The sequence below is a fragment of the Pradoshia sp. Z6_59 genome (genome assembly GCF_058267515.1).
The window spans coordinates 44,649-67,287 of record NZ_JBZCPP010000018.1; the positions used below are offsets into that span (position 1 = coordinate 44,649).

Annotated in this window: 22 protein-coding genes and 1 pseudogene; 11 read left to right on the plus strand and 12 right to left on the minus strand. The window is 37.5% G+C overall.

The annotated features are described in order from the left end of the window. Positions 1-94: 94 nt before the first annotated feature. Positions 95-847: a MerR family transcriptional regulator gene (locus tag AC4D4B_RS15855; RefSeq protein ID WP_491000496.1), complete on the minus strand. Its 753-nt coding sequence runs from the start codon at positions 845-847 to the stop codon at positions 95-97. Between the two features lie 178 nt (positions 848-1,025). Between AC4D4B_RS15855 and AC4D4B_RS15860 the strand changes: the two genes are divergently transcribed. Further along, positions 1,026-1,355, plus strand: a complete 330-nt coding sequence (locus tag AC4D4B_RS15860; protein WP_490997016.1) for a four-helix bundle copper-binding protein — start codon at positions 1,026-1,028, stop codon at positions 1,353-1,355. Positions 1,356-1,434: 79 nt separating this feature from the next. On the opposite strand, the gene gshAB is transcribed toward AC4D4B_RS15860, so the two are convergent. From gshAB to AC4D4B_RS15875, 3 genes are read right to left on the minus strand one after another with little or no spacing between them, the layout of a single operon-like run. Further along, positions 1,435-3,669, minus strand: a complete 2,235-nt coding sequence (gene gshAB / locus AC4D4B_RS15865; protein ID WP_491000497.1) for a bifunctional glutamate--cysteine ligase GshA/glutathione synthetase GshB — start codon at positions 3,667-3,669, stop codon at positions 1,435-1,437. Positions 3,670-3,695: 26 nt separating this feature from the next. After that, a complete protein-coding gene (locus AC4D4B_RS15870; protein ID WP_491000498.1) occupies positions 3,696-5,045 on the minus strand; it encodes an MATE family efflux transporter in 1,350 nt (449 codons plus the stop codon). Positions 5,046-5,065: 20 nt separating this feature from the next. Continuing rightward, a complete protein-coding gene (locus AC4D4B_RS15875) occupies positions 5,066-5,413 on the minus strand; it encodes an ArsR/SmtB family transcription factor (protein WP_491000499.1) in 348 nt (115 codons plus the stop codon). Between the two features lie 125 nt (positions 5,414-5,538). Between AC4D4B_RS15875 and AC4D4B_RS15880 the strand changes: the two genes are divergently transcribed. The 6 genes from AC4D4B_RS15880 to AC4D4B_RS15905 all read left to right on the plus strand — a co-directional run bounded on the left by AC4D4B_RS15880 (position 5,539) and on the right by AC4D4B_RS15905 (position 9,940). Then, entirely contained in the window at positions 5,539-5,844 is a 306-nt protein-coding gene (locus AC4D4B_RS15880; protein ID WP_066102565.1) for an iron-sulfur cluster assembly accessory protein, read from the plus strand. Between the two features lie 117 nt (positions 5,845-5,961). Continuing rightward, positions 5,962-6,471: a DUF3231 family protein gene (locus AC4D4B_RS15885; RefSeq protein ID WP_490997020.1), complete on the plus strand. Its 510-nt coding sequence runs from the start codon at positions 5,962-5,964 to the stop codon at positions 6,469-6,471. A gap of 30 nt (positions 6,472-6,501) precedes the next feature. Continuing rightward, entirely contained in the window at positions 6,502-7,359 is an 858-nt protein-coding gene (locus AC4D4B_RS15890) for a manganese catalase family protein (RefSeq protein WP_490558952.1), read from the plus strand. A 149-nt stretch (positions 7,360-7,508) separates the two neighbouring features. Beyond that, positions 7,509-8,045, plus strand: coding sequence for a hypothetical protein (locus tag AC4D4B_RS15895; RefSeq protein ID WP_490558953.1), 537 nt, complete (start codon positions 7,509-7,511; stop codon positions 8,043-8,045). Positions 8,046-8,057: 12 nt separating this feature from the next. Further along, positions 8,058-8,960 carry an ABC transporter permease subunit gene (locus AC4D4B_RS15900; RefSeq protein ID WP_490997021.1) on the plus strand — a complete coding sequence of 301 codons (903 nt, stop codon included), beginning with the start codon at positions 8,058-8,060 and terminating at the stop codon, positions 8,958-8,960. Continuing rightward, complete coding sequence (locus tag AC4D4B_RS15905; RefSeq protein WP_490997022.1) at positions 8,957-9,940, plus strand: ABC transporter permease; 984 nt, start codon at positions 8,957-8,959, stop codon at positions 9,938-9,940. Before AC4D4B_RS15900 ends, AC4D4B_RS15905 begins: the two co-directional genes overlap by 4 nt. A gap of 56 nt (positions 9,941-9,996) precedes the next feature. Here AC4D4B_RS15905 and AC4D4B_RS15910 read toward each other — a convergent pair whose 3' ends face one another. The 3 genes and pseudogenes from AC4D4B_RS15910 to AC4D4B_RS15920 all read right to left on the minus strand — a co-directional run bounded on the left by AC4D4B_RS15910 (position 9,997) and on the right by AC4D4B_RS15920 (position 11,548). Continuing rightward, positions 9,997-10,902: an AEC family transporter gene (locus AC4D4B_RS15910; protein WP_490997023.1), complete on the minus strand. Its 906-nt coding sequence runs from the start codon at positions 10,900-10,902 to the stop codon at positions 9,997-9,999. A 237-nt stretch (positions 10,903-11,139) separates the two neighbouring features. Next, positions 11,140-11,364 (minus strand): annotated as a pseudogene (locus AC4D4B_RS15915) (GNAT family N-acetyltransferase); the annotation flags it as partial. A 10-nt stretch (positions 11,365-11,374) separates the two neighbouring features. Beyond that, complete coding sequence (locus AC4D4B_RS15920; protein WP_490997024.1) at positions 11,375-11,548, minus strand: hypothetical protein; 174 nt, start codon at positions 11,546-11,548, stop codon at positions 11,375-11,377. A gap of 284 nt (positions 11,549-11,832) precedes the next feature. On the opposite strand from AC4D4B_RS15920, the gene AC4D4B_RS15925 reads away from it, so the two are divergent. After that, on the plus strand, positions 11,833-12,513 hold the full coding sequence (locus AC4D4B_RS15925) for an N-acetylmannosamine-6-phosphate 2-epimerase (RefSeq protein WP_490997025.1): 681 nt from the start codon (positions 11,833-11,835) through the stop codon (positions 12,511-12,513). 25 nt (positions 12,514-12,538) lie between these two features. On the opposite strand, the gene manA is transcribed toward AC4D4B_RS15925, so the two are convergent. After that, on the minus strand, positions 12,539-13,486 hold the full coding sequence (gene manA, locus AC4D4B_RS15930; RefSeq protein ID WP_491000500.1) for a mannose-6-phosphate isomerase, class I: 948 nt from the start codon (positions 13,484-13,486) through the stop codon (positions 12,539-12,541). 185 nt (positions 13,487-13,671) lie between these two features. Next, positions 13,672-14,238: a superoxide dismutase family protein gene (locus tag AC4D4B_RS15935; protein ID WP_490997027.1), complete on the minus strand. Its 567-nt coding sequence runs from the start codon at positions 14,236-14,238 to the stop codon at positions 13,672-13,674. A 469-nt stretch (positions 14,239-14,707) separates the two neighbouring features. On the opposite strand from AC4D4B_RS15935, the gene AC4D4B_RS15940 reads away from it, so the two are divergent. Both AC4D4B_RS15940 and AC4D4B_RS15945 read left to right on the plus strand, forming a co-directional pair. Then, entirely contained in the window at positions 14,708-15,970 is a 1,263-nt protein-coding gene (locus AC4D4B_RS15940; protein WP_066102597.1) for a cation:dicarboxylate symporter family transporter, read from the plus strand. A gap of 457 nt (positions 15,971-16,427) precedes the next feature. Continuing rightward, positions 16,428-18,497 (plus strand): M14 family zinc carboxypeptidase, encoded by a 2,070-nt coding sequence (locus AC4D4B_RS15945; RefSeq protein WP_491000501.1) that lies wholly within the window; start codon positions 16,428-16,430, stop codon positions 18,495-18,497. A 147-nt stretch (positions 18,498-18,644) separates the two neighbouring features. Here AC4D4B_RS15945 and AC4D4B_RS15950 read toward each other — a convergent pair whose 3' ends face one another. Continuing rightward, positions 18,645-20,369 (minus strand): ABC transporter ATP-binding protein, encoded by a 1,725-nt coding sequence (locus AC4D4B_RS15950; protein ID WP_491000502.1) that lies wholly within the window; start codon positions 20,367-20,369, stop codon positions 18,645-18,647. 401 nt (positions 20,370-20,770) lie between these two features. On the opposite strand from AC4D4B_RS15950, the gene gsiB reads away from it, so the two are divergent. Then, positions 20,771-21,136 carry a glucose starvation-inducible protein GsiB gene (gene gsiB, locus AC4D4B_RS15955; protein WP_491000503.1) on the plus strand — a complete coding sequence of 122 codons (366 nt, stop codon included), beginning with the start codon at positions 20,771-20,773 and terminating at the stop codon, positions 21,134-21,136. A 61-nt stretch (positions 21,137-21,197) separates the two neighbouring features. On the opposite strand, the gene AC4D4B_RS15960 is transcribed toward gsiB, so the two are convergent. Further along, a complete protein-coding gene (locus AC4D4B_RS15960) occupies positions 21,198-21,821 on the minus strand; it encodes a DUF305 domain-containing protein (RefSeq protein ID WP_490997031.1) in 624 nt (207 codons plus the stop codon). Positions 21,822-21,957: 136 nt separating this feature from the next. Beyond that, positions 21,958-22,602 carry an alpha/beta hydrolase gene (locus tag AC4D4B_RS15965; protein ID WP_491000504.1) on the minus strand — a complete coding sequence of 215 codons (645 nt, stop codon included), beginning with the start codon at positions 22,600-22,602 and terminating at the stop codon, positions 21,958-21,960. Positions 22,603-22,639 lie beyond the last annotated feature (37 nt).

Below are 22,639 nucleotides of genomic sequence, written 5' to 3' on the forward strand. Positions count from 1 at the left end.
AACATCAACAAAAATATATAGCAAAGTAAGATTTTTAAATTTTATAAAAAATAGGTGCCTATCATTTCAGGCACCTATACGTCATTTTATTTAATTAGCAGCAATAGATTTGAATAGCATCGTGTAAATATCGGGCAAGCCCTGGCTTTGTTTTATCGATATTATCAGTAAAACGTTGGTCAGAAATATACATTTCGCCAAGCCCTTTAAATATTTCCGGTGTGCAGTCATAAAAATACTTAGAGATATGCATTCGCCATTCATGTATTATTTGTTGAACCTCACTATCAGCAGGGTCACGGTCCATTAATTCAGCTAAAGACTGATAAATTCGTTGTCTTTCTATTTCAATTGTCTTCCAATCATCTGCTTGATAGCCATTTGTTTTTTGCTGGGATTGGCGAAACGTCTCCGTGTCTGCATACTTTTCTTTAACTTCTTTTTCATACTTTAGCAGGTGCTCTTCAACTCTACTCATATCAAATGGCTCAAACATATCCTGCTTTGACATTTCCCTTCCTCCTTTAATTGCCTGGGCGGTCTGATCGATGGATTGAATAATCTTCTTCAGCCGCTTCTGCTTTTCCTCCAGAACCTTTTTATGTTTCATCAAGGAATCCAAGTGATCAAATTGGGGATCATCCAGAATAGCTTTGATCTTATTTAGCGGTAAATCCATTTCTTTAAAAAATAATATTTGCTGAAGGCGTGCTAAATTTTCCTCATTATATAAACGATATCCATTCTCCTCAATATGAGCTGGTTTTAATAGATCAATTTCATCATAATAATGTAAAGTTCGAACACTGACTCCAGCAAGCTCGGAGACTTCCTTTATCTTATACACCTCTCTCACCCTTCCTTTCCTATATCGTAAATGATGACGTAACGTTAGAGTCAAGGCATTTTAGATATTTTAATGAGATGAGCGATAGTCACTATTCATTCGTATTGAGTTTATTCCCTTCCAGCAAGGGAATGTGAATAGATAGGGATATAACCATTTTTAATGAGGAGGTTTTTTTATGAATAAAGACATGTACCAAGTCTGTATAGATGCCTGTATTGAATGTATAGATGCTTGTAATGTATGTTTCGATGCTTGCTTAGAAGAGGATCATATGAAGATGATGGCAGATTGTATCCGCCTGGATCGAGAATGCGCGGACATTTGTGCATTGGCAGTTAAATCAATGCAATCTAACAGTCCTTTTGCGAAGGAAATCTGTAATCTTTGTGCAGTAATTTGTAAAGCTTGCGGTGAGGAATGTCAAAAACACGATCATGACCATTGTCAAAAATGTGCCGCGGCTTGCTTTAAATGTGCTGATGCTTGTTTCAGCATGACTGCCTAAATCAATATGGCAGCAGTTTATTTTCTTATATTTAGCAAAAGGCCGCAACAGATATTACTAAACCTGTTGCGGTCCCTTTTTATTTTCCAAAAAGTAATTGAAGAATTCGTTCCCCGGCTCTTCTATTTTCTCCTTTGTAAGGATAACAATGAATATGAATCGCAGGATTAAAATTAAGTTCGATGATTCCATAATTTTGTTCACAAACATCTATAGTAGGATTATCAATCATCATATCAACTCCACAGATGGTAGCACCAGCAGCTTTTGCAGCGTGAATGGCCAATTCCTTATAGCTCTCTGAAGTAGAATCTGTAAAATCCAGACTATCCCCGCCAGTGCTGATATTGGAATTCTCTCTTAAATAAACAAGCTCTCCTTCCGCAGGGATATAATCGAAATCCTTTCCCTGGCCCTTTAGGAAAAGCGCTTCACTTTCCCCTAACTGAATCTTCTCCAAAGGTGTTTTATAGCCCTTTCCTCGTAAAGGATCTTTATTTTTCGCTGTAACCAATTCAGCAATACTGGATTGTCCATCACCTTTCACATTGGCTGGGACACGATGAAGGATCCCTGTCACTTCATCTCCCATTACAAGAAACCGATATTCCTTTCCACTGAGGAATTCCTCAACCAACACAGTACGATCATGAAGAAAAGCCATCCCTAATGCTTTTTCATAGTCCTCTTTTGAAAATGAATCTTTGAAAATCGTAATTCCCAAACCAAAATTTGTTGATTTCGGCTTGATTACAATTTGCTTGGCCTTATATTTCTCATAATCCATAACTGCTTCCTCTTTAGATTGATAGGCCCCTCCATTCGGAACTCTCATCCCAGCATTTCGAAGAATCTTCTTCGTAACAAGCTTATTCTCCATAACCAAAACAGTACTGTATGAATCGAGCGATGTTTTGGTCGCCTGCTTCACATACTCTGTTTTCTTCCCATCAGATAAAGCAATAAAGTTTTCATCTCGATCAACAATCTCGATTCCTATTCCTCTTTTAATAGCATCTTTAATTAAAATTTGCGTTGAAAGCTCCATATCCTCATATCCCAATAAAGTGAATGAATGTTTTTCACTTTCGTGTAAATAATCAAAAGAATGTTTCATATGAAACAATTCGTAGGATGACTGCTTTATACCTTCCTTTATTCTTGCTGCATAAGAGAGTTCCGGATCAATTAGCATATTTTCAACTTCGACCAGTATATGGATGTATTTATCAGCTAGAGATAATTCTCGTGCCATTTCCTTCATTCCAGCTATGATGGATAAATAATTCAAATCGGTCTTTTCCTCTTCTTCAAGCAGAAGCATATACAAAATAAATAAGTGAATGAAATAGAGATTCTCTTTACTTGTACCGATTTTAAACAGAGGGTTCAAATCTAACAACCGAATCTCAATATATTGAATCCCTTTATCTAAAAGACCTTGCAGGGGATCTTCACCAGCACCTGCCTTCAAGCGGAGCGTATGATAATATTCTTTTGCGCTCAACAATTCATGTTTCTGAATCAAATTGTGAATATCCTCAACATATTCTTCAACTGATTGATAGGAAACCTGGTAGTCCTTTCGATTTTTATAACCACATACGCTGTTTCTAAATGAATGAACTTGAGGGAGATAATAACTTCCTTGATTTAATTGCTCTGCCCTTAAGACGCAGTCTTGGTTATAAGTATCATGAAACACTGGACTGGCCCCAGTCACATCAACTAATAAATCTCGATAGCGGTTAAAATTACGGCTGATTTTTAAATAAATATCATTTTTAAACTCTTTATATGTTTTATGGCTGGATTGTTCATCATACAACATGTGCAATAGTTCATCAGAGAACGAGAAATTGTAATGGATACCGCTTATCAATTGCTTTTTTCTTCCGTATTTCTGTGCAAGTTTATATCGGTACTCTGTCTCCTGATCGTTTTCTAGCTTGGCAATTGGAATCTTCCATTCATCGGGTAGAATAGGAGGATTACTGCCTGGCCATAAGTATTCTCCTTGCTTAGATAATTCTAAACTCACAATATCATGTATATTTTCCAGAAAATCAAACGCCTCATCAATCGTCGGGAACACCGGAGTCACCATCTCTATCTGAGACTCAGAAAAGTCGGTTGTAATGTACGGGTGCTTTGCTCTGTCACCGAATGAAGACGGGTGCGGCGTTAAAGCTAATGTCCCATTTTTATGAACCCTATTATTTTCTTTTTCAAGGCCAAAATTCCCCCTAAACAATGTCTCCGATAGGTGTTTTTCTTTCATGAGCGTTAGAAGTCTATGGTCTATATTTGTCATATATGTACTCTCCTTACCAACCGTTCCTATGCGTGTATTCTTGCTGTATTATTTTTTATTTTTCGCAATGTAAACATAAACCAAATTACCAATACAACACCCTTCAAAAGACTGCTGATTGCGATACTCATCCATACTCCATTTAATCCAAATGGACCGGAAAGAAGGATGGCCATCGGGATTCTGAGCACTGTAAAGGTGATACTAAAAATAGGCGGAATATAGGTTTTCCCCAACCCATTAAATGCTCCGACTGTTAAAAGCTCCATACACATAAATACCTGCGAGTATCCAAGGATTCTCATATAGTCTGCTCCGAGTTTGATACTATCAGGCTCACTGATAAAAATAGAAAAAAGCTGCTCTGGCAACAGGATAAATAGTAGTGACGTAAGTAAACCAAACCCTATGGTCATAGCCAATGCTATTTTATACCCTGCATGGATCCGGTCCATTTTGTTTGCACCATAGTTTTGTCCGATAAAGGCAGCTATCGCACCTTGCAGCCCCCCAATAGTCATATAGGATATCGACTCAATTTGGATGCCAACTTTTTGAACAGCAATCGCCTCTGCTCCCCATTGCACAATAATCTTTGCAATAATGATGGATATACCGATGAATACAACTCTTTGGACTGTAATTGGAGTCCCCATTTTAATTACTTCTATCATCTTACGTCCATTCCAATTTGTATGGCTCCCTAATGATATGAATTGTTTAGAATTAAACCAGAAAAGAAGCGTAACAATAATGTTTGCTGTTAATGTTGCAAGTGCAGCCCCAACAACCCCCATTCCAGGTATAAATCCGATCCCAAAAATCAAAAAAGGATCCAAGATCATGTTAACGAGAAAACCAATAGTGTAGACACGAAATGGCGTTTTACTGTTTCCCATACTATTTAAAATCATACTGTACAGTAAATTTATAATAGAAAATATAACGCCAATCATTGAGATGACTAAAAATTGTACAGCCATTCTCTCTACCTGAGAATCGCCCAGCTCAAAAAAGCCAATAAATGAATCTTTATAGATAAATACAACAAGCGTATATAAAATAGCCAGGATCAGTGACATGATAAACCCGTTTTTTATGTATTCTGCCGCTTCCTCTTTTTGGTTCGCCCCCATACAATGAGCGATTTTGACTCCGCTCCCAATCGAAACCATTGTTGCAAGAGCCAGCGCCAAATTAACGAAGAAACTTGCCGTACCTATGGCAGCAACTGGACCGCTGCCAAGCTTGCCAACCCAAATCATATCGACCATTCCATAGGTGGTTTGAATAAAATTTGTTGCTATTATAGGAACGGAAAGCTTCAGAAGAGATGAGGAGATTGCATTTTCAGTTAAGTTATAAGCTCCCTTCATCTTGTTCCCCCCTATCTATTTTACTGCTTACGTAAAAAGCTGATAATTGACTCCAGCCTTTCTTCGCATAATCGATAAATTGTATATTTCCCCTCTCTTCTTCCTTTAATAACTCCGCCCTTTTCCATAATTTTAAGATGATGACTGACCGTGGAATTGGGAAGCGAAAGAGCTGTAACAATTTCACATTTACATAAATCTTCAATTAATAATAATGACAGAATCTCCAGGCGAGTAGAATCACCAAGTGCCTTAAACATTTCTGCTAGCTCCAGTAATGATTGTTCATTATGAACGGCTGGCAGCTGTTGTTTACCTTCTTCGCATATACAGCGCATTCGATGATCCGTTTTCATTTCCCAAGACAATCATATTCCCCTCCTCTTCACATAACTATAAAACTAGTTTTATAGTTATATTATACTTCATTATTTTAATAATAGAAATTTTTAAGTTACACTTGTTAAAGATCTGGTAGATTGGAGGAGATAGAATGAATTGTAAAATAAATCGGAATGCCGCCAAAGAATTAAAAAAATTATTGAGTACAGAGGAAGCCGACGGGAAAATGATTCGTGTAGTGATTTCCCATATGCATGGCGACCATGCTCACTATGATATTGAATTGAGTACACCAACTGAGCATGACGAAATTGTTAAGACTGATAAGGATATTGATGTCTTACTTGATAAGCGAGAAGAATTCCTGGATGGAGTGTGGATTAAGTACTTCCATCTCCCTGAACCAGGTTTTGAAATAACAAACCCTCATAAAGGCGGACATGGACACCATCATTAAAATATTTATTGTAGAGGCAGCCGTTCAATCGGTTGCCTTTTTACGTATAATTGGCAGTTAATTGGTTCATATTAACAGATGAGTTCTTCAAATTTAATATAAGGAGTCGACTGATTAATGGGTATTTTAAGTGGAAATCCGCAAAAAGAACCAATGCATTATGGTGAGGTATTTGCTGTATGGTCACAATTAATGGGTGCACAAGCCATGATACCGGGCTTTCAAACCCTCAAAAACCATACTGGTGATGATGATTTAAAAGATTTATTAGATGACATGATCGCCAATGCTAGGTCAGATGTAAAACAAATGCAGGAATTATTAAAGCATAATGGTATTGCACTGCCGCCTGCACCACCTGAAAAACCGGAAAGCCAAATCGAGGCTATTCCTCCTGGTGCACGGTTTACAGATCAAGAGGTTTCTGGACTTGTATCGGCTGATATTGCCGCTGGACTTGTTGCCTGTGCTCAGGCAATGGCTCAATGTATTCGTGAAGACATCGGCTTAATGTTTGGACAATTCCATATGAAAAAGGCACAATTCGGGGCCGCATTATTAAAAATAAACAAAGAAAAAGGCTGGTTAGTTCCGCCACCTCTTCATGTTGTAACAACAACTGACTAATAAATTCATTAAGAAAGAAGAGAAGCATACATGTATTATTACAAAGAAGAGCTAATCAATATTATTAAACCAGATAAACCAGACCCTGCTGCTGCTAAAGTCTTACAGGAGACCTTAGGCGGTCAATTTGGCGAAATGCGCACAATGATGCAATTTTTCTTTCAGAGCAACAATTTCAGGGGTAAAGACACTCAGTATAAGGATTTGCTTCGAGGGATCTTTTTAGAAGAAATCAGTCATGTCGAGCTTGTTCAGAACACAATTAATCAACTATTAAATGATTCTGGTCTTTCTTCACAGCCTGGTGATGGCGGCTCAGATCGAGCTCCTTTAGATGAAGCAATTAAACATGCCAATCCACACCATTATATTATGGGAGCTCAGTCATCTCTTCCAGTAGATGCAGGCGGCAATCCATGGAATGGCTCATGGGTTTATGACCATGGTAATTTAATTGCTAATCTGCTGAATAATTTGATGCTTGAATCAACTGGTGTACTTCAGAAAACAAGAATATATGAAATGAGCAATAATCAAACGTTTCGTGAGACTCTCGGGTTTTTAATTGTCCGGGATAATGCTCATCAAAATGCTTTTGCCAAAGCACTTGAAACCTTGGGTGTGGATTGGGGAAAAATTTTCCCTGTTCCAAATTATGATATAAATAAATATCCTGAATGCAAAAAGTTTGTGGATATGGGCTTCCATAATGCTCAGTTTAACTTCCGACTAGATCCAACTAGAATTGCCGAAGTTTTCCAGGGACAAACACCAAGCAGAAACGGTGGAACATTGTCAGTCACTCCTCCACCGCAAGGATTCCCTGTTCCACAATTACCGGAAATGCCAAACGAACACGCTCCAGGGATAAGCGATTTAAATAGATAAAAGGAATGCAGCTTCCAAATGGAAGCTGTATTTTTTTAATCAATTGATTAATTTAAAATTCTAAATATTTTGTTTACATATTGATTAATCTTTGGATAGAATGAACATTATAGTGCCAACATACCGGGATAAAAGGGGGATAGATTGACATGCTTAAGAAGTGGGTTATGGGAGTTTTCATAATTTCCCTATTCTGCAGTTTAATAGGATGCAGAGGCCAATTGAGACAGGATGTTTTAATTATGGGATCAATAAAGGAATATAGTGATAGAAGTGTTATTTTGTCACTTTCAAGTACACTTCATGAAAATTCTATTCTCCATGTGACCTTAAAAGAAAACGGCAGTGACCAAATCACATGGGAAGGTGAAACAAAAGTCAAAGAAGACGGCTACATAAAATATGAATTCAAACGCCCTAAGATTTCAGAGCAGTATAAACTTGAAGTCCTCTTTGTACCTGAAAAGCAACCCGCTTCTGTAAAAGAGATATATGGAGAATCTGGAGAGTATATCAGAGAAGACAGTCTGGGATACAGGTCTTATACATATGACGGAAAAAAAGTGGATGGGATCGTTATGTATGGAATTTTGACAACCTTTGATAAAGAAACAGATGGCAAAAGCCAACACAAGTCATGGGAGTTGGTCTCAGATTTTGCCAATATAGAAAGCATGTTGGAGTAGGTGAATATACATATGAAACAGTTTAAAAAAATTTCTGCCCATTTATTAGATTTTATATTAACCATTCTGGCTATAAACCTTATTATTCTTTTCTTTAGTTCTTTATGGGTATGGAATAATGCAGATCCATCCATTAGCTGGTGGAAGGCTTTCTCAAACCAGGCCAAAGATATTTATGAGGCATTTTTATTTATCGATCAAATTCAAATCATGGTAGACTATAGTTTCTCTCAAGGAATACCGAAATTTTCACTGTTCTGGGTCAGTCTCAAAGACCCGTTTATTTACTCACTTCTTATTTTAGGAGGCACTTTACTAGCAACATTTATTGCCGCTCTATTATTTGAAGTATTCCATTACTTTTCACCAAGAATCCTGCAGAATTTTTTTCGTGAAATTGCCTTCTTTATTCAGTCTATTCCAGATGTCATCATGATCTTCGCGATTCAATTATTTTCAATATGGATTTTCAAAAAAACAGGCTTGCTCATTCTGGATCCCGTTGCTTTAGGAGAGGATCATGTCTACCTTCTGCCTATTATCGCCCTATCTATCTTGCCGATTTTTATGCTATTCCAAATGATTGATTTATCTGTCAGTGAAGAGCAAGAAAAGATGTATGTGCAATATGCTTATGCAAAAGGATTATCCAAAAGAGAGGTATTTTTCAAACATATCCTTCGTAACACGACAATCACTATTTTTTCAAATCTGCAATATCTACTGTGGTTCATCATCTCAAGCCTGCTCATTCTGGAGCGCTTATTAAATATGGATGGACTATTCTCCTTTATAAACGGGCTGGACATCAAGTTTATAGCTGTAGGATTGACCTTCTTATTTATCCCCTTCTATTTATTGGATATATGGGGGAAAACGATTGTAAAACGAGTTATGGGCGGTGAACACGGATGATAAAAAAATTACTTAAAAATCCTTCTTTTATGATTGGTTTTCTATTTTTATTCATCCTTATTGTAACCAGCCTTCTCTATCCCGCTTGGATTAAACCGCATCTCGAGCCTCCGCCTGAGCTTATTTATGAACATGGAAAACTTGTTGATCAACCGGCTTATCCACCAAGCTTAACGCATCCCTTCGGTGTAGACAGACTTGGTCAGGATACATTTTGGAACGTAATTGAAGGAGCTAAATATACATTATTCATTGCTGTATTAATTGGACTTTTGCGGATGTTTTTAGGAATGGGAAGTGGAATCTTATATGGATTGTATCATCAGCGTTTCAACTGGGTAATAGAACCTTTGACTCGAGCATTTCGTTTTATTCCAACCATATTGATTGCCATGATGTTTTTTATATCTGAAAGTGGAATAGATGTGATTTTACAGCAATGCTTAATGCTTTCATTGATTACCTTTCTTCCTTTAACCTCCGTAATAGGAGATGAACTTCGGTATTACTTAAAAAATGAATTCATTGATGCATCCCGTCTGTTGGGAGGATCTAAATGGTGGATTGTAAAGGTCCATATTAGGCATCATTTAAGACCAAGGATGATTGTCATTTTTCTTCAGCAAATCGCCCAATCATTAGTACTGCTAGTTCAGCTAGGCGCTTTTATGTGCGTGATTGGGGGTTATGAAACAATAGACCTTAGTGCTCCCATGAGTGATCCTTATAATGTTGCCACCTCTCTTTCACATGAATGGTCCGGGATGATCGGTCTCTCCTATCATGAACTGCGTTACAATAAATGGATTGTCCTTGGCCCATCACTTGGTTTTATACTTAGCTTGTTTTCTCTGAACCTCATACTGAGAGGAATTCAAAGCGTGCTGGCAGACCGCTCTCTTATCCACAAAACAAAGGAGCAGGCTCATCCGGTAAAAATCGAGCAAGATGGCTTCCAACTGGTAAACCCCATCAATTAATATAGATGTAAAGGCCCCCTTTTTCATATAGCTGAAAAAGGGGTTTTCTATTATCTTTATAAAATAAAAAGGGAAAATAAATACATTAAGATCATGCTGATGAGGATACATAAATTTGAGACCGTACCTATCATCATTGTCGTTCGATATTTAAATTCATGGGCATACGGTATAACAGCGAGGCCAATTGGCAGGACTAAACCGAGTAGTATCGTGTATTTAAACATATCATCAACTGGAAGAACAAAATATAATGAAATACCGACCAGCAATGCAAAGCCATATCGGAATAATAAGTATTTTATAATTGGACGAATATACTGTTTTTCAAATGAAAATTTCAAATATATTCCGAGCAGCAATAAGGCCAGAGGCATATTCGCTTTAGATATGATTGTTGCTACTTCTAAAAGCACCGATGGAAGCTGGATATGACCAAAATTTAGAGCACTCATAACAATGTATGTCATTAAAGGAATGGACTTACCAAATTTCATAAGGATGGCGCGCCCCTCCAGCTTCATTCCATTTTCAGAAAAATAACTTCCTACTATATAGGCCAATCCAAATACAATAAAAGAATTACCAACATCAAACATACCAAAATACAGTAATCCCTCTGTGCCCCAAAAGGCTTCAACAAGCGGAAAGGCGAACAATCCAACATTATATCCTGAAGCAAGCATCATAAAAGTTCCTTTAATCTCACGTGTCTCATTCCTGAACACAAAAAGGGCCACTATTGTAGAAAGGATCCCGTAAAGAATAACAATAAGAGTGATTCCCAATAAAGATACCGTTATAGTGGAAGTTTGCAGGGATACAATGACCAGGGATGGCAAGGTGATGTTAAAGATGATTCTCGAAATTACCTCTCCATCAGATTCCTTTAGAATTCCAGTCCTTTTTAGAAGGTAACCGAGCGCAATAATGATGACAATATATAAAAATTCCTGATTCAACGAGTTCCCTCCTTTACACTATTATCTAATTCTATCACTGCTATTCTTACAAAAAAGAATGCCCCTCAATTCCACCCTTTTCCACGAAATAAAACTCTTTTCCATACAGCGGTTTCACTAAATAGTATGTACATTAGCTTATCTCGTAGGTATGAATAATTTATTCCAAGTACACTTATTGCAAGTGATATTCGAAAAAGATATTTATCATCTTTTTGAAACATTTTTTATCCATATCTAAAAGGGGCAGTCAACAGGACCGCTCCTTTTACATTGAAAATGAGAAAATACTAAATTCCAGCCCTCCTGATCCTCAGCGTTTCTGATGACCGGCTTAAACCCGAGTTTAAGATAAATATGGATAGCAATCAGACTCGTTGTCTGGGTTTTCAAATAGGCTTCATCATGGAAAGAGCTCAGAATTTCGAGTGCCTTTATTACAAGGGGTTTACCTAATTTCCGTCCCTGATATTCATAATTTCAACCCAATGTAGCCTGCCAGTTTGTTTACCGTTAAAATCGCCAAACCAGGCAGCAGCGGTTCCCACCGTTTTCCTTCGTCTGTCTCAAGAATGATTACCCTTTTTTTCGTCTCTATCCTATATGGCATAAATTCAGACTCAAAACGATTCAGAGCTGATTTCATATTGGTAAACTCCTTTGTAGCCGTATTGATTTCAGCCCAATATTATTCATCACCTTCTCTGAACAGCCGAAAATGAAAGCCGCTTGGTAAGATAGTTTCTGGTATATCTCTTAATGTAGCACTCATATAAAGTGGAATATTTTTCATGAAAAATCAACTCCTCTCTGCAACAGATTACAACCAGGATAATATTTAATTAATTATCCTAAACATGATTAGCTCAACTGTGTAAAATAGAATTGGATAGTAACTCGTATATTTATTACAGGAGGTTTTGATTACATATGTTACAGGCTATCAAAGGACGTTTAGTCGTTTCATGCCAAGCACTCGAAGATGAACCACTGCACAGCCCAATGATTATGGGGAAAATGGCGCTTGCTGCCATGCAGGGGGGTGCTGGCGGAATACGCGCCAACTCACATGATGACATCATTGCAATCAAACAGGAGGTCCCCTTACCTGTTATAGGAATTGTGAAGCGTGAATATCCTGATTCACCTGTCTATATCACTCCGACGCTTCGAGAGGTAAGCGAGATTGTATCTGCCGGGGCAGATATGATCGCGATGGATGCAACTTATCGTCCCAGACCATCTAATGTGGAACTTGAATTTTTTGTCCAATCTCTTCGCCTGCACTTCCCTAATCAATTACTTATGGCTGACATCTCCACTTTGGGCGAAGCCATTGAAGCAGAACGAATTGGATTTGATTGTATATCAACCACATTAGTTGGTTATACACCTTATTCAAAGGGAAAATTCATTTATAATGATGACTTCAAATTATTGCGTGATCTTGTATCAACCGTCAAAATCCCGGTCATTGCAGAAGGAAATATTCTAACTCCTGAAATGGCTAAGCGCTGTTTGGAGATTGGTGCCCATTCTGTTGTTGTAGGCGGTGCAATAACAAGACCTCAGCAAATCACAAAGCGATTCACAGAAAAAATGAAAGCGTAAGAGGATATTCCCCTTACGCTTATCTTTATGGATGTGACACAATCAAGGAAAGATTCCCCTCAAGTTCAAAATTACCAGTACCCGATGGAAGAATAAAGTGAGCACCTTTTTCTAACGGATAAGTCCCCTCATTCATTCTAAGAGTCCCTTCTCCATCAATCACACTAAAAAGCATAAAGGGCTGATTCTGGTCAAATGAAGATAATCCACTAATATCCCATTTATAAACTGAGAAAAACTCCGTTTCCACAAATGTAGTCAATTCTGCCCCTGGTAATACTGTCTTGGAAACCTGCACTTCTGCATCCTGATACGGCACCACGCTCACATCAATTGATTTTTCAATATGCAGCTCACGTTTTTGTCCGTTTTGGTCTGTGCGGTCATAGTCATAGACTCGGTAGGTTGTATCTGAGCTCTGCTGGGTTTCAAGTACAAGCGTCCCTTCACATAATGCATGGACCGTTCCACTTGGAACATAGAAGAAATCTCCTGGCTTTATGGAAACGCGACGCAGTAAATGATTCCACTCGCCCTTCTCAATCATGGAAGCAAACTCTTCTTTGGATTGCGCGGTGTGCCCGTAAATCATTTCAGCCCCATCCTTACAATCAATGATATACCAGCATTCTGTTTTGCCAAGTTCACCATTTTCATGAATGTTTGCATATTCATCATTCGGATGAACCTGCACGGATAAATCTGCATTGGCATCTAATATTTTTGTTAATAGAGGGAACACATTCCCTTCCATCTCACCAAATAAATGGCGTTCCTCATTCCACAATTCAATTAAAGTCTTGCCTGCATAAGGGCCATTTTCAATAATGGACGGACCATTCTTATGTCCGGATATCGCCCAGCATTCACCTGTATGTTCAGATGGAATCTCATAGCCAAATTTAGTTTTCAGCTCTGTTCCGCCCCAAATTCTCTCCTGAAAGACAGGTTTTAAAAACAGAGGTTCTGTCATTGATGTAATACCTCCAATACGAGATTAATATGTATATTATTTACTATAATTCAAGAGAGAACCCCTGTCTAATCTCTTTCAGAAGATCTTTATAAAAAATTACTGGTTAAAAAAGAAAAGCTGAACCAGTACGATTCAGCCTACCTGCTGTTTCTCTCCTTATGACACTCTTCCTATGATTCATTTTATTTTACGACTCCGCACGCCAACCGATCACCGGCATCGCCTGTTGGCTGAGTTTTTCCGTCATCTGGATTTTCATGTATAATCAAGGCGGTTCCATCAGAATCAACTAAAGCAGCATCGGCCCCTTTAGATAGTGACACATTTTCTGCATTTACCGTCACATTAACGGACCCATCCTCACCTACTTCCAGATTAGGAAGGTCGCCGGCATGCGGACCATCCTCGTGCTCCATGCCATGCTTCGCATCAGTTGGATTAAAATGACTGCCTGCAGTCTCAAAACTAGGAGCCTCACACTTTCCAGTTTCATGAAAATGGAATCCATGCAGTCCAGGTGGCAGTCCATCTGCTTTCAGTTCTATTACTACTCCCTTTGCTACCTCGCTAAGCTCTGCTGTTCCAATATTCTCTTCTTTATTATTGTATATATCTATCACTTTACTCTCTACCTTATCCGAGCCACTATTCTTTGTATCATTCGTTGTTTGCTCGGCTTCGTCTTTATTGCAGGCTACCAATAAAATTAGTATGAACAGTACGAAGAACATCCCTTTTTTCTTTAACATAGATCGCTTCCTCCTTTTGTATCTCCATACCATCTATTCCCAAAAATAAACAATTATTTTAAAAAATGTGTCCTAAGTCCTGAAAACAACTGCTAAATAATCATGTTGTATATATTTTTAAAGTCTACCCATTCTTTTTAATTTACCAATCCCAAATATACTATCTTAATTGCTCAGTTTCTCAAATTTCCTCTTTTCTGAACATTTGTGTTAAAATGTGTTTATTGTGCCATTAATAGCCTTAGCTGTTAAATTTGCCTCTCCGTGGTAATACCTCTATTGTTTTGTTAATTCTGTCTTAAAGGATTTAGTTAGTCTATTTAACATAGCTAACTACTCATATTTCTTGCTCTCTCTTTCTATCCGCACTCTGTACCTGTAATATACCTCTTTAAGATAGATAGAAAGTAAGAATTTCAACACGAAACGCTTTTATCCTAAAAAACATCCAAAGAAGGGAGCTAACTATATGAAAACATCTAAACTTAAATTTTCATTAGCTACTCAAATTTTAATCGGCTTAGTATTAGGAATTATTGTTGGTGCAATTTTTTATGAGAACACAACTGCACAAACGTACCTACAGCCGCTTGGAGATATTTTCCTCAATTTAATTAAAATGATTGTCGTACCTATCATTATCTCAAGTATTATTGTTGCTATAGCTGGCGTTGGAGACATAAAAGCAGTAGGAAAACTTGGTGGTAAATCGTTACTATACTTTGTATGTGTAACTATGGTAGCCATTGTTGTTGGACTAGTATCCGCAAATATTTTCCAGCCTGGAAAAGGTGTAAACATGGAAAATTTGGAGCAAACGGATATATCCAGCTATGTTGGGTCTGCTGAAGCTAAGGAAGATCAATCTATTATTGATATGATCGTTCATATTGTCCCGGCCAACCCATTTGAAGCATTTGTTACAACAGATATGCTTGCTATTATCTTCTTCTCTGTCCTTTTTGGACTTGGTGTTGCTGCTGTAGGTGATAAAGCAAAGCCTGTTTATAACTTCTTTGATGGCGTAGCCCAGATTATGTTTTATATAACTAATCTCATCATGAAATTTGCACCGATTGGTGTATTTGGATTAATTGGTGTAACAATTTCTAAATTTGGATTAGAGTCTCTTATTCCATTAGGAAAATTAGTGATAACGGTCTATGGAACGATGATTTTCTTTGTAATCATTATTTTAGGATTAATTGCCAAAGCAGTCGGATATAGCATTTTCCGATTATTTAAAGTGTTAAAAGCTGAACTGATCCTTGCTTTCTCTACAGCAAGCTCTGAAGCCGTATTACCTAGAATCATGGATAAGATGGAACAAGAGGGCTGTCCAAAGCATATTGCTACCTTTGTTATTCCAACCGGTTATTCCTTTAACCTGGATGGTTCTACTCTTTATCAGGCCTTGGCAGCATTATTTATTGCACAAATGTATAATATTGATTTATCTATAATGGAACAAGTAACTCTAATGCTTGTGTTAATGATTACCTCTAAAGGTATAGCAGGCGTACCGGGAGTTTCCTTCGTTGTCTTATTAGCTACCCTAGGTACTGTAGGTATTCCAGTTGAAGGTTTAGCGTTCATCGCCGGTATTGACCGTATCCTTGATATGGGCAGAACTGTTGTAAACGTACTGGGTAATGCTCTTGCATCCGTAGTAATCTCCAAATCAGAAAAAGCATTCTCCCCTCCTGCTGAATCACAGCAAGAAGCAATTTAATAGAATAAGTTAAAGCAGCCTGGATTAGTAAACGGTCCAGGCTGTTTTATGGAGCTCATAAACTGAAACTGTTGTTAAAATTGATATAGACAGAATAGATAAGTCGGCACATCCAAAGAAAGTGGATTGCGTCCACGATAAATGAGTGTACCTCCCCTGCAAATGGCGGAAGCAAAACTTCATGTTTATAAGTCTACTGGATTAAAATACCCTCACACATATATCTCTATACTTCTCTATATAAAAATGAATAGGAATTTACTCATCCATTGTCTTTTTCTTTCCTTTAACAGTGATATTGACCTATAAAATATAGTTAACAGGTGACAACCTCTAAGTATTCCTCCAAAATAACCAAATTTTCGACAAACCTATCCTTTACAGTTCTGCTAACTAAGTAAATATAATATACTTGTAGATGGTTAATGATTACAAAACTAGAAAGGGTTGGGGATATTTGAAAAGAATAAGTCAGTTGATTGTCATGATGCTAGTACTCTCACTTTTGGTTCAGCTACCTGGGGAAACGAAAGCTGCTTCGAAAACGATTGTCAATCCGAATAAGACGTATACATACACACAAATGGGGAAAGACATTACAGCCTTAAAGAAAGCTTACCCGGATTTGGTACAAGTAAAGACAATTGGTACATCTGAATACGGCAGAAAAATATATGCTGTAGGTCTTGGAAAGGGAAGTGCCAATGTTTTTATCAATGGTTCCCATCATGCTCGTGAATGGCTGACGACCAGCTTAAATATGTACATGATTGAAAAATATGCAGCAGCCTATAAGGGCAATAAAAAAATCAGCGGATACAACGCAAAAAGTCTTCTTAATTCCTCCACTATTTGGTTTGTACCAATGGTGAATCCTGATGGAGTAACTCTCCAACAACAAGGTTTAAAGGCATTTCCTAAGAGCACTCATAAAGCAATTATCAAAATGAACAATGGAAGCAAAAACTTTAAACGATGGAAAGCAAATGCTAAAGGGATTGATCTAAATAGACAATATAAGGCAGATTGGGGTAAAATCAAAAACTCTCCGAAATCTCCCAGCTACAAGAACTATAAAGGGAAAGCTCCTGAATCAGCGAAGGAAGTAAAGGCTATTGTTAAATTTGTGAATCAAATTAATCCAGAAATGACTGTTGCCTATCATAGCAGCGGGCGTATTCTGTATTGGAATTATAAACAAAGTAAAACAAATTATAATAGAGATCATGTATACGCTAAGAAGATTGGCAAAATGACAGGCTACTCATTAGTATATCCAGGCAAAAATCCTTCAGGTGGCGGATTTTCAGATTGGTTTATCAGCACTAAAAAAAGGCCTAGCTTTACACCTGAGATTGGGAAACCTGCAGGTGAAACAAACCTACCCGTGTCACAGTTTTCTCAGATTTGGAAAGAAAATCAAGGAGTCGGCCTATACGTTGCACAGGAGAGTATAAAACTAAAAGATGCGCGGGATAAAAAGTCGGCAGCCACATTAAAAAAAGACTCAGCTGCTAAATTAAAAACAGCTAAGAAACTCGAAAAATACTATTATATTGATATTAAAAGTATGTCTAACCTAAAAATAACAAGCGCTCATCAGAAGCTCTATAATTCAGTAACAAAGGATATTACGACTCTACAATCTAAAGTGAATAAACTGCCAAGCAAGCATACGAAATCAATTAAGGCAGATATCACCGCCATGAAAACATATACAACACGTTCATTGACGTTTATGAATGCGGTGAAGTACGGACCTACTCTGCAGAAAGATGAAAAAACAGTTGTTCAAGTAATGGATAGCGGCACATTGAGTTCAAAGTTACCTGATTCGCATAAGAAATTGAATCAAACTATTGCACAAATGCAGAAAAAAGTGACTCCGCTTTATAGCAAAGGTGTCCGCAATCTGTTTACCCAAAAATATATTACACCTGCCAAACGTACATTTGACAACAACAAATATGAAGTGGAACGCTATAACTTACTCGTCTTAATAGAAAATCAGGTGAAGAAAAAAGAGTATACAGCAGCACAAACGAATTTAAACAAGTTGCCGGCACTTGAGAAAAAATCCATAGATTTAAAGAAAAAGAATAAGTACCCAACTTACACGAAATGGGAAAACAATTTTAAAAATAGAGTAGCTGTCTCACAGAAAAAAGTAACAGAGGAGCTTAAGAAAGCTGAGGAACAGAAAAGAGCTGAGGAAGAAGCAAGGGAACAAGAAAAAGCTACCCAAGCATTAAAAGAGAAGCAAAGAATTGAAGAGCAGAAAAAAGATGAGCAAGAGTTAAGAGACAAACAAAAAACTAAAGAGCAAGAAAAGGCTCCGCAAGAGTTAAAAGAGCAGCAAGCTAGAGAGAATGAAAAAGCCGAACAACAAGTGAGAGAAAAACAAAAAGCTGAAAAACAGAAAAATACTGAGCATGAGTCCAAGGCACAACAACAAGCTGATCAATTAAACAACGAAAAGAACAGATCATCTTTTGACAAACAGAAGCCTGTCCAACAGAACTTCTAAACCCAACTCACCACACAATGGTGCACTCCAAGTCAAATCGCAAACAACTAATAATACAAAAAACAGGTAGCTGTCTGAACAAAGCTCCCAGTTGTTAAGCAATTGGAGATGTGTTCATCTTCTACCTGTTTTTTATTTAGTGGTTTATCAAACAGTCTCTTTCCCAAATTGGATTCTATGCAGGTTTGCAAATATCCCATTTTGATTCAGCAACTCTTCATATGACCCATCTTCAGCTATCCCATCCTCAGTTACAACAATCAGACGGTCGGCATTACGAATAGTTGCAAGGCGATGTGCGATTACTAACGTAGTACGGTTCGCCGCCAATTCATTTAACGATTGCTGAATGATTCTTTCTGTTTCCGTATCTAAAGCAGATGTAGCCTCATCTAAAATAAGGATTGGCGGATTTTTCAAAAACATACGTGCAATTGCAAGTCTCTGTTTCTGCCCTCCGGATAACTTCAGCCCCCGCTCACCAATCTGTGTATGGTATCCATCCGGCAGCTGTTCAATCATTTTTTCCAAATGAGCTTTTCGGGCCGCTTCCTTAATTTCCTCAAATGAGGCATACAGCTTCCCATAAGCAATATTTTCGCGAATGGTTCCTGTAAATAAAAAGACATCCTGCTGTACAATCCCAATATGTTTACGGAGTGACTCAGTTGTCATATCGCGAATGTCCATTCCATCTATTTCAATGGACCCGGCATCCACGTCATAAAAACGCGGGATAAGTGAGCATATCGTGGTTTTTCCGGCACCGGATGGACCAACAAATGCAGTTGTTTCTCCTGCCTTTAGATCAAAATTGACATCGTGTAAGACTGGTTTGGATTCATCATACCTGAAATCAACATGACGGAAGGAAATATCCCCCTTCAAGCCGCTTACTGAGATCGCATTTTCTTTATTTTGTATATCTGGCTCCTGTTCAATAAGCTCACGGAAACGCTTGAAGCCTGCCATTCCTTTTGGATATAGCTCAAGCAATGCACTGATTTTATCAACAGGCTTAATTAATACATTCGTATATAAGACGAAGCTTATCAACTCTCCATAAGATAATGTACCTTTAAAGCTGAGCCAGGCTCCTACTACAAGAACCAACAATGTCAGCATCCTTGTTATCATATAAATAGAAGAATGTGTCCACGACATCACCTTGTATGCAACAAGCTTGGCAGAACGGAATAATCCGTTATTCAATTCAAAGCGATCCATTTCAAATGCTTCATTTGTAAACGATTGAACAACGCGCACACCCGCTACACTGTCTTCCACTCGGGCATTTACATCAGCAATACTTCCGTACATATTCTTCCATGCTGCGTTCATTTTCATATTGCTGAAGGTCACCAGCCATATTAAAAATGGAATTAAAATAACCGCAACGATCGCTAAGGTTGGATTAATATTAAACATGATGGCAAAGGCACCGAAGAATGTCATAATTGCGATGAAAAGATCCTCAGGTCCATGGTGGGCAAATTCGCCAATATCAAATAAATCATTTGTCACTCGGCTCATTATGTGGCCGGTTTTTGTGTTATCAAAAAATCGAAATGATTGCCGCTGAACATGATTAAAGAGCTCCTGTCGCATGTCTGTTTCAATATTTATTCCCAGCTTATGCCCCAAATAGTTCACAATAAATTGCAGGAATGTACTCAGTAAATAAACAGCTAATAATAAAATGCTGACCGTCACGACCATGCTCCAATTTCCCGTCGGCAGCAATTCATCAACAAACCATTGAACAGCCATCGGAAAAGCCAACTCCAGCAACGCAACTATAATAGCACTAGTAAAGTCAATCACAAATAGCCGCTTATGCGGTTTATAGTATGAAAAAAATTTCCCCAGCATCCCTTTATTCCTCTCTTTTCTAGTCTCAACTCATCCATTATATCAATATCTCTCAAATATAAATGCGATTTCTGTATAAAAGGAATAGATATACTTATTCTTCAAGCAATTCGAGCCTCCTCTATCTCTCAATCTTTTAAACGCACTTTTAATAAAATGATAATTATTAATAAAGGTGTAACTAAAATTTAAGTTTTTAAAAAAAATACGGGCTAAATTGTAGAATCTAAAGCTTACAAATACTTTTCAGTTTTCAAAAGTGGCTCTACTTTTCTGTACTATTTACAATTGGGTTACATTTTAATTAAAGACATAATTTAGTGTTTTTCCTATAGACATGTTGGAAATATATAGACTGTAACTACAAAACAATTAAAACAATTGCAAAGGAGCGATTTATTATGGCAGACAAAATGTCTAGAGAAGAAGCAGGACGTAAAGGCGGAGAAGCTACATCTAAGAAGCAAGATAAAGAATTCTTCCAAGAAATCGGCAAAAAAGGCGGAGAAGCTACTTCGAAAAACCATGATAAAGAATTCTACCAAGAAATTGGACAAAAAGGCGGAGAAGCTACTTCCGAAAATCATGATAAAGAATTCTACCAAGAAATTGGACAAAAAGGTGGAGAATCCACTTCTGATAATCATGATAAAGAGTTCTATCAAGAAATCGGTAAAAAAGGTGGAGAAGCTACTTCCGATAACCACGATAAAGAGTTCTACCGCGAGATTGGCAAAAAAGGCGGAGAAGCACGCAATAACGATTAATATGAATGCTTAAAAAAGCAAAAAGGTGACGTGATTTACACTCACGTCACCTTTTTTATGCTTATCGAATTGTTTTTAATAAATTATTCATTTCTGCAACTTGCCTCTGTTGTGTAACAATCATTTTTTGTACGAATGTCCTTAATTCAGGATTTTGAGTATAGCTTAATATATTTTTGCCCATTTCAATAGCAGCCTCATGATGTGGAATCATCTCAATCAGGAAGTCTCTATTGACATTTCCCGTTGGTTTGGCAGCCTCCAATTGAGTAATCATAGAAGTATAAATGTTATTATAGGTTTTTAGGTAAGCAGCTTCTGCCTGCTTATTTACTTGGGGATTATTTTTAAGCTTATCTTTCAGTTCCTCCATTTGTTTTATACCATTTAACTGTTCCTTAATGATCGTATCTGCCAGTCTTTTTAACTGATTATTGGCACCTTCATATTTCAATAAATTCTCTGCCATAGAAACAGCTGCTTCATGATGCGGAATCATTTCATACAAAAAATCGAGCGAGGGATCTCCTGTTTTAGGAGCCTCGGACATGCCTTCCTTCATCACCTGCAAAATACTCCTATAATTATCATAATAGTCCTTTTCCTCAGGACCAATTTCTGCATAAACCTGTGAGCTGAACATACATAGGAATCCCAATAGTACTGCCATACTTTTTTTTCTCATAAAGAATCCTCCTAAGTTGCTTGGTTTTTCTTATTATGTAAAAAAAGTATAGTCCCTATGCATTTCAATTACTTAAACGTTCTAAAGTTCTCTCTTCTCCGCCTGAAGCTTTTAAAATTTTCATCTCATATGCAAATTAAAATTGATCAATCTCCCCTATAATATCCTTTAATACATCTATCGACTTAAGTATATCTCCTTCATAATCCATGCCATGATGCACTTTTGGATAAAGCTTTGTTTTCATACTTGGATGATGATTCAATTGTTTAAATCTATCCTCTACGTAATGACGATCATAGTCACCAATAAAGCATAATCCTTTCCCAGGACTATCTTTCATGGCACCCCATACATCATCTCTTTTTAGTAAGGGCGTCAGCCAAACGGCTTTTGCATCTTTGAATTGAGACCTTTTCAGTTCATTGCTCATCGCAATCGTTCCCAGTGATTTTCCAAGCAGATAGTAATTTTGATAATTTCTATCCTTCAGAGCGTGATCAATCATTGCTCCGGAATCATAGATAACCGCTTCAACTAGCTGTTCGTAGGTGAAATGATCATAAAAAGAATCTCCATATGGGTACTCTAATTGCAATACATCCATCCCTTTGTTTAAATATAACCCTGTGGCAAAATGAAAAAGAGGTCCATGAACCGTATATCCCAACCCAGGAAACATAATGGCCAGGCTACGTGAATCTTTATTTGTACTGAAAATGGAATAACGAATTCGCTTTTCTTTATATCCTGAAACCTCGTTACTATTAACCTCTGTCATAACAATCTCCTCCCAATTAAAAATTAAGTAGATTAAC